Annotated in this window: 17 protein-coding genes and 2 pseudogenes; 14 read left to right on the forward strand and 5 right to left on the reverse strand. The window is 68.6% G+C overall.

Annotated elements, in window-relative coordinates; all coding sequences use genetic code 11:
- The 3 genes from ABEA43_RS66845 to ABEA43_RS68630 form a co-directional block, all read left to right on the forward strand.
- Positions 1-338: tyrosine-type recombinase/integrase (locus ABEA43_RS66845; protein ID WP_345581059.1), on the forward strand; the 338-nt coding region annotated here is incomplete at its 5' end.
- Positions 335-637 (forward strand): helix-turn-helix domain-containing protein, encoded by a 303-nt coding sequence (locus ABEA43_RS66850; RefSeq protein WP_345581062.1) that lies wholly within the window; start codon positions 335-337, stop codon positions 635-637. The genes ABEA43_RS66845 and ABEA43_RS66850, both read left to right, overlap by 4 nt.
- A gap of 86 nt (positions 638-723) precedes the next feature.
- Positions 724-957, forward strand: a complete 234-nt coding sequence (locus tag ABEA43_RS68630) for a transposase (RefSeq protein ID WP_425570768.1) — start codon at positions 724-726, stop codon at positions 955-957.
- Here the strand turns inward: ABEA43_RS68630 and ABEA43_RS66855 are convergent.
- From ABEA43_RS66855 to ABEA43_RS66865, 3 genes are read right to left on the reverse strand one after another with little or no spacing between them, the layout of a single operon-like run.
- Positions 937-1,713 (reverse strand): ABC transporter permease, encoded by a 777-nt coding sequence (locus tag ABEA43_RS66855; RefSeq protein ID WP_345581065.1) that lies wholly within the window; start codon positions 1,711-1,713, stop codon positions 937-939. The two genes, ABEA43_RS68630 and ABEA43_RS66855, sit on opposite strands and share 21 nt — an antisense overlap.
- Complete coding sequence (locus ABEA43_RS66860) at positions 1,710-3,281, reverse strand: ABC transporter permease subunit (RefSeq protein WP_345581068.1); 1,572 nt, start codon at positions 3,279-3,281, stop codon at positions 1,710-1,712. Before ABEA43_RS66860 ends, ABEA43_RS66855 begins: the two co-directional genes overlap by 4 nt.
- Positions 3,278-4,210, reverse strand: a complete 933-nt coding sequence (locus ABEA43_RS66865; RefSeq protein ID WP_345581071.1) for an ATP-binding cassette domain-containing protein — start codon at positions 4,208-4,210, stop codon at positions 3,278-3,280. Before ABEA43_RS66865 ends, ABEA43_RS66860 begins: the two co-directional genes overlap by 4 nt.
- A gap of 87 nt (positions 4,211-4,297) precedes the next feature.
- Between ABEA43_RS66865 and ABEA43_RS66870 the strand changes: the two genes are divergently transcribed.
- The 4 genes from ABEA43_RS66870 to ABEA43_RS66885 are packed head-to-tail and all read left to right on the forward strand — an operon-like array spanning position 4,298 to position 6,999.
- Positions 4,298-5,482, forward strand: coding sequence for a HAMP domain-containing sensor histidine kinase (locus ABEA43_RS66870; protein ID WP_345581074.1), 1,185 nt, complete (start codon positions 4,298-4,300; stop codon positions 5,480-5,482).
- Positions 5,479-6,147 carry a response regulator transcription factor gene (locus ABEA43_RS66875; protein ID WP_345581077.1) on the forward strand — a complete coding sequence of 223 codons (669 nt, stop codon included), beginning with the start codon at positions 5,479-5,481 and terminating at the stop codon, positions 6,145-6,147. Before ABEA43_RS66870 ends, ABEA43_RS66875 begins: the two co-directional genes overlap by 4 nt.
- Before the next feature lie 37 nt (positions 6,148-6,184).
- Positions 6,185-6,739 (forward strand): ATP-binding cassette domain-containing protein, encoded by a 555-nt coding sequence (locus tag ABEA43_RS66880; protein WP_345581080.1) that lies wholly within the window; start codon positions 6,185-6,187, stop codon positions 6,737-6,739.
- Positions 6,740-6,768: 29 nt separating this feature from the next.
- Positions 6,769-6,999 (forward strand): hypothetical protein, encoded by a 231-nt coding sequence (locus ABEA43_RS66885; RefSeq protein WP_345581083.1) that lies wholly within the window; start codon positions 6,769-6,771, stop codon positions 6,997-6,999.
- Positions 7,000-7,133: 134 nt separating this feature from the next.
- On the opposite strand, the pseudogene ABEA43_RS66890 reads toward ABEA43_RS66885, so the two are convergent.
- A pseudogene (locus ABEA43_RS66890) lies at positions 7,134-7,957 on the reverse strand (IS5 family transposase).
- Between the two features lie 151 nt (positions 7,958-8,108).
- Here ABEA43_RS66890 and ABEA43_RS66895 point away from each other — a divergent pair.
- The 7 genes and pseudogenes from ABEA43_RS66895 to ABEA43_RS68640 all read left to right on the forward strand — a co-directional run.
- Positions 8,109-8,468, forward strand: coding sequence for a (2Fe-2S)-binding protein (locus ABEA43_RS66895; RefSeq protein ID WP_345581086.1), 360 nt, complete (start codon positions 8,109-8,111; stop codon positions 8,466-8,468).
- 1 nt (position 8,469) lies between these two features.
- Positions 8,470-9,093 (forward strand): FAD binding domain-containing protein, encoded by a 624-nt coding sequence (locus ABEA43_RS66900; RefSeq protein ID WP_345581089.1) that lies wholly within the window; start codon positions 8,470-8,472, stop codon positions 9,091-9,093.
- 8 nt (positions 9,094-9,101) lie between these two features.
- Positions 9,102-9,446, forward strand: coding sequence for an FAD binding domain-containing protein (locus tag ABEA43_RS66905; RefSeq protein WP_345581092.1), 345 nt, complete (start codon positions 9,102-9,104; stop codon positions 9,444-9,446).
- Positions 9,443-10,717, forward strand: coding sequence for a xanthine dehydrogenase family protein molybdopterin-binding subunit (locus tag ABEA43_RS66910; protein WP_345581095.1), 1,275 nt, complete (start codon positions 9,443-9,445; stop codon positions 10,715-10,717). Before ABEA43_RS66905 ends, ABEA43_RS66910 begins: the two co-directional genes overlap by 4 nt.
- Positions 10,606-11,649, forward strand: a complete 1,044-nt coding sequence (locus ABEA43_RS66915; RefSeq protein ID WP_345581098.1) for a xanthine dehydrogenase family protein molybdopterin-binding subunit — start codon at positions 10,606-10,608, stop codon at positions 11,647-11,649. The genes ABEA43_RS66910 and ABEA43_RS66915 overlap by 112 nt, the downstream gene beginning before the upstream one ends.
- Before the next feature lie 132 nt (positions 11,650-11,781).
- Positions 11,782-11,895 carry a cyclophilin-like fold protein gene (locus ABEA43_RS68635; RefSeq protein ID WP_425570769.1) on the forward strand — a complete coding sequence of 38 codons (114 nt, stop codon included), beginning with the start codon at positions 11,782-11,784 and terminating at the stop codon, positions 11,893-11,895.
- A gap of 12 nt (positions 11,896-11,907) precedes the next feature.
- Positions 11,908-12,141, forward strand: a pseudogene (locus ABEA43_RS68640) (cyclophilin-like fold protein); the annotation flags it as partial.
- 213 nt (positions 12,142-12,354) lie between these two features.
- Here ABEA43_RS68640 and ABEA43_RS66920 read toward each other — a convergent pair.
- The coding region (locus ABEA43_RS66920) for a transposase (protein WP_345581101.1) at positions 12,355-12,858 on the reverse strand (504 nt) is incomplete at its 5' end.

The raw sequence follows: 12,858 nt of genomic DNA on the forward strand, positions 1-12,858 counted from the left end.
CCCGGCCCGGAGTGGCGCTGCTGCTATCGGAGCGCAAGAACACCGACGGCTCAGTGGCCCGCGTCGGCGACGAGACGCTGCGGGCCGCGCTGGCCAAGGCCGCCGCCGCGCACCTGCCCGAATGGGCCGACGTCCTGACCCCGCACGTGCTGCGGCACTTCTGCGCCTCCCAGCTCTACCAGCAGGGCATGGACCTGATCGCCATCCAGCAGTTGCTCGGCCGTGCATGGATCGCCACCACGATGAAGTACGTGCACGTCACCGGCACTCACATCGAGGACGCATGGGCTGCGGGCCAGCAGCGCGCGGCCACCCGGCTGGAAGGACTACGGCGATGAAGTGGAATCTGCGGCTGGCGGCGGCCAACCGCGGCATCTGGAAGGCCAGCCAGCTGCAGCGGATGCTCGCCGAGCACGGCCTGACGATCAGCGCCGGGAAGATGTCCGGTCTGTGGTCGGGCGAGCCGGCCAGCATCAAGCTGGACGACCTCAACGTCATCTGCACGGTGCTGGACTGTGGCGTCGAGGAACTTCTGATCCCCGAACCGGACAAGGTGCGCAAGGCCGCCGACCAGCAGACAGCCCCGGGCGGCGGCCGCGGCTTCGAACGCGCCGATGGTGACACCACGCCAGCGTGACGACCGCTCGCTGCCGCCTGTGAGATTTCCCGAGGTGAGGACACCCCCTAACAATGGATCTTGTTCACTAGAGGGGAGCGTTCAAGGTGGCGCAACCGTCGAAGTTCGGCGATGAGTTCAAGCGGGACGCGGTGGTCCGGACGATGAGCCGGACCTGTGCCGATGTGGCACGGGAGCTCGGGATGAACCGCGAGACTTCGTGTACCTGGGTGCGGGAGTCCGAGACCACCGCAGGCAGGTCGAGCGGAGGCCTGGCCCAGGCCGAGTGCGCAACATCGTGGACACGCCGGTCGCGAGTCCTATGTGTCACGCAGCCGTAGCAGCAGCCCACCGCCCAGGAGCGCCGTGGCGGCCCATGCGGTGAGCACGCCGAGCCCGGTCCATGGGCTGAGGGGCAGACTGGGGAGATTGATGGTCGCTTGGATGGCGAGTCCCGCGTTCATCGGTGAAATCTGCCAAAGGACCTTCTGCCAGTTCGGGTCGCTGATCACGGAGGGAAGGACGGGCAGGACGTAGAGCAGGCCGAACACGACCCCTATGGAGGAGGCGGAGTCCCGTACGGCAGCGGCGACACCGAGACTGAGTAAGGCGATCAGTGCGAGGTAGAGGACGGAGCCGGCGGCCGCGCGGAGCGTCGGCCCGTCCGTGAGGGACAGAAGCGGGTAGCCGTGCGCAGGGGTCAACCCGTTGCTGGGCAGGGTGAGACGCGCGGTGAGAATGGATGCCAGCACGGCGATGGTCCCCGCGGCCAGGGTCAGGCCGGTGAGCATGATCGCCTTGGCGGCCAGCACGGTGGTCCGGCGCGGCATCGCTGCCAGGGTGGTACGAATCATGCCGGTGCTGTATTCGCCGCTGAGCGCCAGGACGGCCAGGATGGTGACAAAGGCTTGGCCCACCTGGACTCCCATGAGGCTGAGCTTGGCCGTGTCATGCCGGCAGCCCATCGGTGGGCAGGACGCGGTCGCGGTGGCTGCGGCGCCCATAGCGACGGTCATCAGGATGATGGCGAGCAGCAGCCAGCCGGGACCTGGCATGGTGCGCAGTTTCGTCCACTCCGCGTGCAGGTGCCGTCTCATGCATCTCTCCGGCGTAGCTGGAAGGCGGCCAGGGCGAGGGCAAGCGCGGCGTAGCCGCAGGACACGGCGAACCCGGCCCAGGGCGCCAGCGGGTAGTAGCCGGCCTGTGGCGTGTAATGTCCGATCACCTGCTCGTATTGCGGGATGCTCTGCTGTATTGCGAATCCGGCGGCCGGGGTGAGCCGCAGCAGCCACTGCGACACGCCCACGGGCAGGACGGAAACACTCGCGAGGATGTAGGGCAGGACGATCATCACGATGGTGGCGGTGACCGCCGTGGCGCTGTGTCGGAACAGGGCGCCCAGAGCGAGGGCGAGGACGGCGAAGACGGCGAGCAGTGCCGCGATGCCGACCACGACGCGCATCTCGGTGAATAGGGTAACCGGAAGCACGTGGGTACTGTTGGAGCGCATGATCTGCGCGCCGAACGTGACCGTGACACCGGCGGCGGCCAGCCCGGCAATGAAGGTCACGGCTGCGATGACCGTGGCCTTTGCCATCAGCACCCGGCCTCGCCGTGGGCTGGCGAGCAGGGTGGTGCGGATCAGGCCCCGTCGGTATTCGGCGGTGATGAACAGCACCGTCACCACGATCGCCACGAGCAGCCCAACCAGCACACCCACCAGGGTGCTCTCGATGGTCTGACCGACCGTGCGGGGCGCGATGTCGCCGACCCCGGTCACGGTGAACGTGTCACCGGACTGGACGACTGCGCCCGGATGGTGGGGCGACCCATCACGCTCCAGGGCGACTCCCACATCGTCGCGGCTCCATGCGCCGCTGAGTGCCTTGCCCTGCAGTTTGACCTGGTCAAAGGCGGCGGTGGCCTCGGTGAAGCGCACTGATGCGGCGGCCCCACCGCTATCGCCCTGCGTCACGCTCAGATCGCCCGGTGAGGTGACGAAGAGGCCGACTCGCACTGTGGCCGGAAGGCTGGCCAGGCGAGCGGTGCCGATCTTGGTCCACTGTTTGCCGTTGGCTGACTCGTAGCCGGTGAGGGTGTCGCCGGAGCGGGTCAGCCGCAGCCAGCGTGGGGATTGCTTCGATACGCCGCCCGGTTGCCTGGCCACATCGTGGGTGAAGTCGTGCTGCATCCGCACCCCATGGCTGCCGGTGACCATCACCGCCGCGTAGGCGGAGCCCTGCCGGGTGCTCTCCTTGATCATGATGCCGGCCTTCGCCCACGGCACTACTGCCGAAACGATGGGCGCGAACGTCGTGCTGGTATCGGGCAGGCGGATCCGGCCTGTCATGGCGCTGACGCGGACGGTGATGCTGCCGTCGCCGGCCAGCGGCTGGTGCACGAAGTAGAAGCGGTCGTCCACTGCTTCGCCGCCTGGTCCCACCGGAACAGCGGGGCATACATCGCTCGCACCGCCGCAGGATGTCCGGCCGTTTGACGCGGAGAACAGCCCGAGCAGCACGGTAACCAGTGCTGCGAGCACCATGGCGGTCACCCAGCCGCGGACCGTTCGAAATTTGGTCCACTCCGCGCGCAGCAGGTGCACGAAACGGTCGCGCCCGGTCCGCAGACCCGAGCGATACGGGGTGATGGTGCCGGTGCTCACTGTGCCGCCTCCTGCCCAGCGGCGGCGCGGAACTCAACCGCGTCCCGGGTGAGATCCATGTAGGCCTCCTCGAGCGTCGCGCGGTGCGCCGCCACCTCCGAGAACGGCACGGCGTTCGCGTTGAGGAGCGCCACGATCTGCTCAGCCGGCAGTCCGGAGACGGTGAGCGTGTCATGGCCGGTGGCGGCCACGGTGGCCCGAACTCGGGCCAGCGCAGACATCGCCTGCGATGGCGCCATGGTGCGCAACGTGACCCGGCCGTTCGACGAGGCGGCGATCAGGTCGGCCACGCTGGTATCCGCCACTACCCGGCCGCGGCCCACCACCACCAGGTGGCCGGCCGTGTCCTCCAGCTCGCTCATTAAATGGCTGGACACCAGCACGGCACGGCCTTGGGCGGCCAGCGACCGCAAAAAGCCGCGCATCCACACGATCCCCTCGGGATCCAGGCCGTTGACCGGCTCATCCAGCATGAGCACCGGCGGGTCGCCGAGCAGCGCCGCTGCGATCCCGAGCCGCTGCCGCATGCCCAGCGAAAAGCCACCCGCCTTGCGCCGGGCCGCCGAACGCAGCCCGACCTGCTCGATCACCTCATCCACCCGTGTAGCGCCCAGGCCCTGGAAGTGGGCCAGCCACAACAGGTGGTTGCGTGCCGTGCGGCTCGGCTGCAGCGCTCCAGCATCGAGCAGCGCCCCCACGTGATGTAGCGGGGCGCGCAGGCTCTTGTACGGTCGCCCACCGACCAGCGCAGTGCCTTCGTCGGCGGAGTCCAGGCCGAGGATCACCCGCATCGTGGTGGATTTGCCCGCCCCGTTCGGGCCGACGAAGCCGGTGACCTGCCCTGGCTCCACCGTGAAGGACATCCCGTCCAGCGCCATGGTCTGGCCGAACCGCTTACGCAGCCCAGCCACTTCGATCGTTGTTTGCATGCGTTCGGTTGTACGCGCACGGCCATAACAGGGGCCGAACAAAGGCCGTCATATCGTTGTTAGGTCCTGACCGGCATCCTTGAGTGCATGATGCCGATGTTGCGACGCCTCGCGCTGACGACCCGTACCGTACGGCTGCGCTTCACCGCCCTGTACGGTGTCCTCTTCCTCCTGTCCGGTGCCGGGCTGTTGGTCATCACCAACCTTGTGACCCTTGGACAGTCGCACGTCGCCCCGGCTTTGCCCCCCGTGGAGCAGCACACGCTCGCGGCCACTCAGGAGCGCATCAGTCGGCTTCAGGCCCAGCTGTTGGAGATGGAGGAGACCCAAACACGTCAGCTCCTGATCGGCTCGGTGGTTGCGCTGGCCGTCATGGCCATGGTGTCGCTCGTGCTGGGCCGGATCGTCGCCGGCCGAGTGCTACGCCCATTGCGGACCATCACCGCGGCCACGCGCCGGATCTCCGCCGAGAACCTGCACGAGCGGCTGGCCGTACCGGGCCCCACTGATGAGGTGAAGGACCTCGCCGACACCATCGACGGCCTGCTGGAACGCCTGGAGGACTCCTTCGCAGCGCAGCGCAGATTCGTCGCCAACGCCTCCCACGAACTGCGGACCCCGCTGGCGACCATGCGGGCCAGGCTGGACGTGGCCGTGGCCAAACCGGAGCCCATACCCGCGCAAACGATGGCGCTGGCAGACCGGCTCCGCACTGAACTCGACCAGATCGACCGGCTGCTGGAAAGCTTCCTCACACTCGCCCGCACCCAGCACGGCGCACTGCCGGATCGGGCGACGATCTCACTCGGCCGTATGGTGTCCGCGGCCCTGGACGCCCGGGCGGCCGACATCACCGCCAGGAGCCTTACCGTCCACGACGGCGGCATCCACGACAGCGCCTGGACGCAGGCAAGCCATACGCTTGTGTCCCGCATGGTCGACAATGTGATCGACAACGCCGTTACCCACAACCACGACGGCGGCTGGATCCGCGTCACGGCCACGGCCGCTGACGCCAGCGCGTTGTTAATCGTGGAGACCGGCGGGCGGGTACTCGACCAGGAGCAGGTCGCACGGCTGGCTCAGCCGTTCCAGCGGCTCGGTGTGGACCGTACCGGCTCAGGCAACGGTTCTGGACTCGGACTGTCAATCGTCGCGGCCATAGCCACAGCACACGGCGGCAGCGTGGACCTGCATGCCAGGGCGGAAGGCGGCCTCCGGGTCACCATCTCGCTGCCGTTGACCACCGCGCAGACGGGTGTCACAGCGTGAGGATACTGGTGGCCGAGGACGCCCATGCCCTCGCCGCGGTCGTGGCCGAGGGCCTCCGCGACCAGGGCATGGCCGTGGACCTGGCCCACGACGGCCTCGAGGCTGCGGCCAAGCTCGACCTCAACATCTACGATGTGGTCGTCCTTGACCGCGACCTCCCGGGAATCCACGGCGACACCCTCTGCCAGATGATCACGCAACGTGATGACCGCGTCATGGTCCTGATGCTGACTGCGGCGGATTCGCCTGGCGACCGGGTCAGCGGCCTGTCCTTAGGAGCCGATGACTACCTCGCCAAGCCCTTCCATTTTCCCGAACTGGTCCTGCGGATCCGCTCCTTGGCCCGCCGCCAACCCTCCGCCCGCGCCCGCGTTCTGCGTGCGGCGGGCATCGAACTCGACCCTCTGCGTCGGACGGTCACCCTCAACAGCCAACAGCTTGACCTATCGGTCAAGGAGTTCGCCCTCCTGGAAGCCCTCCTCCGCGCGACCCCTGCCTTCCTCAGCACGGAAGACCTGCTTGAACAGGTCTGGGACGAACACGCCGACCCGCTCACTAACACCGTCACCGTCACGATCAGCCGCCTGCGCCGCAAGCTCGGCGGCCCTTCGATCATCACCACTACACCCGGCGTGGGCTATCGCATTACCGATCCACCTGAATAAAGAGTGCTCGGGACTGTAGGGACAGAGTCGAGTCGGCTTGAGACGCGGTGCTCAGATTTCTCTGAACCCGTCTCCTCAAGCCGCTCGCCGAACACGCCGTGCGCCGATCATCGGGCTCTCCGGCTCCGGCAAGAGCAGCATTCTCGCCTGGTCGCGGGACCGCCTGACATCCGGCCCGCGATCTCCGCGGTCGTGTTCCAGCATCCCTATCTGTTCGACGGAAATATTCGCGACAACGTGCTCGCCGGCAATCCGGCGGCGGATCAAGACCGGCTCGCTCACGCGCTCCAGGTCGCCCACGTGGGCGAGTTCACGCGGGCGACTGCCCGAGGGAGCCGACACGTCCGTCGGCGGCGCCGGCACCGCGCTGTCGGACGGGGAGCGTCAGCGCGTCTCGATCGCCCGCGCCCTGCTCAAGCCCGCGCCGATACTGCTCATCGACGAGGCCGGTCGCTGCCCTGCTGCAGCTCCGGCTCCCCCGCGGCGGAAGTGGCCAGGCCGAACAGGTCGGTCAGGCAGAGCAGCTCGGACCGGCGCTCAGCGGCCGCGATCCGGTTCGGCCAGGAGATCCGGAACGGCTCGCTCGAGCTGACGCTTGATCAACCACACGATTCTTACTACATGGACGAGTACGGCCAGGTCATCGGTCCCGCCTCAGCGGATTTCCTGATGAGCCGATTCATCGGCCAGTCGATCCAAGCCGTTCACCGCATCATCGACCACCGGATCGAGACGGAGATTGGCCTTCGGCTCGAACTCGATCACGACGAAGTGCGTATCCTCAATTTGGGTGACGAACTGGTCATCACCGATACCGCCCTACCCAACGCGCTCGAAGTTGCCCTTCGCTGACACCCCTCGCGAGATTCAGTGCGCTGACCCACGAGGCGAACAGACCCCCAGATGCCGAACCTCACATGAGTTCCCGCTGAAGAAGCTTCAGTTCGCGTGACCTCTGGGCTTCACGTCCCGGATCTTAAGAGGTCCTAACACAAAGATGAGCGGGCGAGGCGTCGCCAGCAGATGATGGCGGCGGCGAGGGTCATGGAGGCTTCGTGAATGTCGTCGCGGACCTCCCAGCGGATGCGCAAGCGACGGAACCAGTGCAGGAGCGATCGTGCGCTCGACGACCCAGCGGTGGATGCCCAGGCCAGAGCCGTGTGGAGTGCCGCGGCGGGCGATGATGGGCTTGATGCCGGTGCGCCGGACCAGGCGGCGGTACTTGTCGTGGTCGTAGCCCCGGTCGGCGTACAGGCAGGCGGGTCGCTTGCGAGGCCGCCCCACTCGGCCCCGCACCGGCGGGATCGCCTTGATCAGCGGCATGAGCTGGGTGACGTCGTTGCGGTTGCCGCCGGTCAGGGAGACGGCGAGGGGGTGGCGTTGCCGTCGGTGATGACGTGGTGTTTCGAGCCCGGCTTGGCACGGTCGACCGGGCCCGGGCCGGTTTTGGGCCGCCCTTGAGCGCCCGCACGTGAGAGCTGTCGATCACCGCCTTGGACCAGTCGAGCTGGCCGGCGGTGTGCAGCTCGGCGAGCAGGAGCTGGTGCAACTTGTCCCGTACACCGGCTTGGTGCCAGTCGCGCAGCCGCCGCCAGCAGGTCATCCCAGAGCCGAAGCCCAGCTCCTGGGGCAGGAACTCCCACGGGATCGCGGTGTAGAGCACGAACAAGATGCCTTGCAGAGCGAGCCGATCGTCCAGGCGTTTGCGGCCTGGATGGCGACGGCGTCACTCCACCTTCGGCAACAGCGGCTCGATCCGTTCCCACAGGCTGTCCTGCACGATCCAGGGCAGTTGCTCACCCTTCTTCATGCAGAGATCAAGATCAAGAGGCTCCCTGGACACGCCCCTAGATCATTTTGTTAGGACCTCTAAAGAGCAGCAATACCACGACCGCACCGGATCCGCCCTGCCCACCGGCCGCCCTCCACAGCTGCCCTTCGCTCGCCGCGTCCTGATCACCGTGCTCCACCTACGATTACGCCTGAGCGTCAAGGCCCTCGCCGCCCTGATCGGCACCAGCCGCGGCACGATCTACCGCGCCCTCGACGAGATCCGCCCCCTGCTGAGCCAGGCCGCCGGCGGCGGCTCCGGTGAAGGTGAGCTGCATCCGTTGCAGCAGGCGTTCATCGAGCAGGACGCCTTCCAGTGCGGCTACTGCACCCCCGGGCAGATCGTGTCCGGCGTCGGCTGCATCCGCGAGGGCCACACCGGCTCCCGGGCGGAGATCCGGGAGTGGATGAGCGGCAACCTGTGCCGCTGCGGCTGCTACGTCAAGATCGTCAACGCTGTCGCGCAGACCGGACGCCGGGGCGGGAGCTGAGATGTACCCCTTCGCCTACACCAAGCCCGCCGACACCGCCGCCGTGCTGGCCGCCGGGGCGCGCGGCGGCCGCTACATCGCCGGCGGCACGACGCTGGTCGACCTGATGCGCGAGACGGTGGAACGTCCCGGCACGCTGGTCGACATCAGCGGTCTGCCCCTGGAGGACGTACGGGACACGGCGCGCGGGCTGCGCATCGGCGCGCTGGCACGGATGGCCGACGTCGCCGCCCACCCACGCGTGCGCGCGGCCTACCCGGTGCTGACGCAGTCGCTGGAGCTGGCAGCCTCGCCGCAGCTGCGCAACATGGCCACCATCGACGGCAACATCCTGCAGCGCACCCGCTGCACCTACTTCCGCGACGTCTCCGCCGCCTGCAACAAGCGGCGGCCCGGGTCCGGGTGTGCCGCCCTGGACGGCTACAACCGCTCGCACGCGATCTTGGGCACGTCGGATGCGTGCGTGGCGACGCATCCGTCCGATCTGACCGTCGCGCTGGCGGCGCTGGCGGCGAGCGTGCACCTGCTGGGCCCGGACGGCGAGCGAGAGGTCGCCCTGACCGAGTTCCTGCTGCAGCCGGGCGACACCCGGACCGCGAGCACGACCTGCGGCGAGGTGAACTGATCACCTCGGTGGAGATCCCGCCGCACCCCAAGCCTGTTCGGTCGGGCTATCTGAAGGTGCGCGACCGGCAGTCGTATGAGTTCGCGCTCACCTCGGTGGCGGTGGTGCTGCACCTCACCGGCGGCGTGATCCGCCAGGCGCGGGTCGCCGCCGGCGGCGTGGGCACGGTGGCGTGGCGGCTGAACGCGGTGGAGCGGCGCCTGACCGGCGAGCGCCCGTCGCAGCGGCTCTGGGAGCAGGCCGCAGCCGTGGCCGCCGAGGGCGCCCGCCCGCTGCGCCACAACGCCTTCAAGGCCGAACTGCTCAAACGCACCGTCGAACGGCAACTGCGCACGGTGGGAGGCACCCGATGACCCAGCAGGCACGGTCGGTGGCGGGCACGCCGCTGTCCCGGGTGGACGGGCGGCTGAAGGTGACCGGCCGGGCCGCGTACGCCGCCGAGCAGGACGCCTTTGGGGCGGTGCGCGGCGCGGTGCACGGCGTGATCGTCACCAGCACCGTAGGCCAGGGAAGGATCATCGAGATCGACACCGGACAGGCCGCTGCCCAGCCCGGCGTGCTCGCGGTGATCATACATGTGAACGCGCCGAAGCTGCCCTACCGCGGAGATTCCGACACCGCCAGCGGCGAGCGGCTGCATGTCTTCCAGGACGATCGGGTGCGCTTCTTCGGCCAGCCGGTCGCGGTCGCGGTGGCCGAAACCCTGGAAGCCGCCCAGCACGCCGCCAGCCTCGTGCAGGTCACCTACGCCGCCGAGCGGCCCGCCACCAGCCTGGACACCCCAGCCGGCCCGCCCAACCAGAGCGAGACCTACCAGCGCGGCGACGCCGATCAGGCGCTGCGCCAGGCGCACACCCGGCTGGAGGGCACCTACCGCCTCACCCGCGAGAACCACCACCCGATGGAGATGCACGCCACCATCGCCCGCTGGGACGGCGACCAGCTCACCGTGTGGGACAAGAGCCAGTTCGTCCGCACCGTCCGGGGCGAACTCGCCGCCGTGTTCGGCATCGGCGCCGAGTCGGCCCACGTCATCTCGCCGTTCGTGGGCGGCGCGTTCGGCAGCGGGCTGCGGGCCTGGCCGCACGTCGCCGTCGCCGCGCTGGCCGCCCGCCAGGTGCGCCGCCCGGTCAAGGTCATGCTGACCCGCAAGCAGATGTTCACCGGAACAGGCTTTCGCCCGCTCACCGAGTACAAGCTGACCCTGGGCGCCGACGAGCGCGGCCGGGTCACCGCGGCTGTTCACGAGATCCGCGCCGAGACCTCCACCTACGAGGATTACCGTGAGGCGTTGCTGACTCAGGGGCAGATGACGTACGCGACGCCGAATGTCCGCCAGAGTTACCGGTCGATCCCGCTGGACATCAGCACCCCCACGTACATGCGCGGCCCCGGCGCGGCCACCGCAGCGTTCCCGATCGAGTGCGCGATGGACGAGCTGGCCTACCAACTCGGCATCGACCCGTCGAACTGCGGCTGCGCAACGAACCCGAGCGTGACCCGGGCACCGGAGTGCCGTTCTCCACCCGTCGGCTACGCGAGTGCTTCCGCATCGGCGCACGCACCGTCGGCTGGGACAAACGCGACCCCAAGCCGCGCTCGAAGCGTGAGGGCCACTGGCTGATCGGCACCGACGTGGCGGTGGCCACCTACCACACGGCGCGCGCCCCGGCCCAGGCCCTGGCCAGGCTGGAGGCCGACGGCCGCGCGACCGTGCAATGCGCGACCTCCGACATGGGGCCGGGCACCTACACCTCGATGACCCAGATCGCCGCCGACGCCCTCGGCCTCCCGGTCGGCCGGGTGCGCTTCGAGCTCGGCGACTCCACCATGCCGCTCGCCCCGCCGCACGGCGGATCCATGACGATGGCCAGCGTCGGCTCGACCGTGCAGAACACCTGCGACAAACTCCGCGAGCAGGCCATCGCGCTGGCCGTCGCCGACCCCGCCTCACCCCTGCACGGCGCCCTGGCGGACGACGTAATCGTCCGGGACGGCCGCCTGCACCTGCGCGACGAGCCCGGACGCGGCGAGAGCTACCGGGACCTGCTGGCACGCGGCAAGGACGGCCGGCTGGAGGCGCGCGGCGGCTACACCCCCGGAGATGAGGCCGAACGGTACTCCATGCACGCCTACGGCGCGGTGTTCGCCCAGGTCGCCGTCGACGAACGGCTCGGCATGGCCCGGGTGCGGCGGCTGCTCGGCGTCTACGACGCCGGCCGCATCATCAACCCCAAACTCGCCCACAGCCAGGCGATCGGCGGGCTGGTCGGCGGCATCGGCACGGCCTTGCTGGAACACACCGTCACCGACCCCCGCGACGGCCGCATCGCCAACCCGAACCTGGCCGACTACCTCGTACCCGTCAACGCCGACGTGCCCGACGTCAACGCCATCTACCTCGACGGCGACGACCGCAAAGCCGACCCCATCGGCGTCAAGGGCCTGGCCGAAGTCGTCATCGTCGGCGTGGCACCCGCCATAGCCAACGCCATCTTCCACGCCACCGGCCGCCGCGTCCGCGACCTGCCCATCACCATCGAGGCCCTCCTGTGACACCGCGCAGAGGTCACCGCCACACACCTTCTCAGCACCCAGACCGCGATCGTGTCCAGTTCACCTTCCTGACCGCGACGTCACGGGATGTCCGAGCACCACCCATGACCGCGACCGCTGAAAGGGGATCAGATGAGTGCCACGCACGTGCGCTTCTCCACGCCCGATGCCGAGATCGTCGTCCGTACGGCCGACAACCCCACGAGCCGAGACTTCGTCGCGAAGCTGCCACTCACCCTGACCTAGGAAGACTTCGCCGGCAAGGAGAAGATCAGCCACCTGCCTGAGCGCCTCACCACCGGCGGCTCGCCCGGCAGTGTCACCCGAAACGGCGCTCTCATCTCCGACAAGCCGTGGGGCAACCTCGGCTTCTCCTACAACGCCCACGGTGGCCACGACGACGACGTCATCACGATCGGCGACGTCGAGTCGGGCCTGCGGCAGCTCGACCGTCCCGACCAAGGCCCGGTCACCGTCGAGATGATCGAGTAGCGGCCCCGACCAGCGACGGCGCAACACGCGCGGGCCGACCGGCACCCAACCAGACACCACCACCAGCCAGGAGAGCACACCAGATGAATCCCACCTACGACTTCACGGGCCGTTCTTGAAACGGCTGGACCGAAGTTGACGGGATCCCGTCTGATCATGGGTGTGTCCAGTTTTCGGCTCTGGCCCGTAATCGGTGGTGGCGTTCAGTGATCTTTATTGCAGCAGGATGCGGTGGCGCAGCAGGTCGAACCCGGCGCGGCCGTGCATCTGCCGCATGGTCCTCTTCGTGCGGGTGTTGACGCCTTCAGTTCGGCCGTTGTGGTGCATGAGGGTAAGGGCGGCGTTCACGGCGTCGCGGTCGGGTTCGAGGCCGTTGGCGAAGCCGTGCAGGTGAGGTAGATCAGCGGCTCGGAGGGTGGTGATCCAGGCGGTGAGCTTGGCGTCGTTGCCTTCGGCTGGGCTGAGGAGTGCGGCGAAGCTGCGGACGTGGTGGGCGAGTTCGGCCAGTTCGGGGCAGGCGGCGGTGAGCTCCTGCACCAGTTGGGTGTCGCCATCACGCAGCCGGTCGGGGTGGGTGAGCAGGAGACGGGCCAGGCGGCGCGGGGTGATGACGGGCCGTTCTCCTTCGGCTCGGCCTTGGGTGATGTAGCGGTAGAGCAGGTTGAGGCTGCCGGTGTAGCCGAGCTCTTTGATCTCGCGGAACAACTGCTGCACGGG

This window comes from Nonomuraea rosea (assembly GCF_039539705.1).
Classification (GTDB): domain Bacteria; phylum Actinomycetota; class Actinomycetes; order Streptosporangiales; family Streptosporangiaceae; genus Nonomuraea; species Nonomuraea rosea.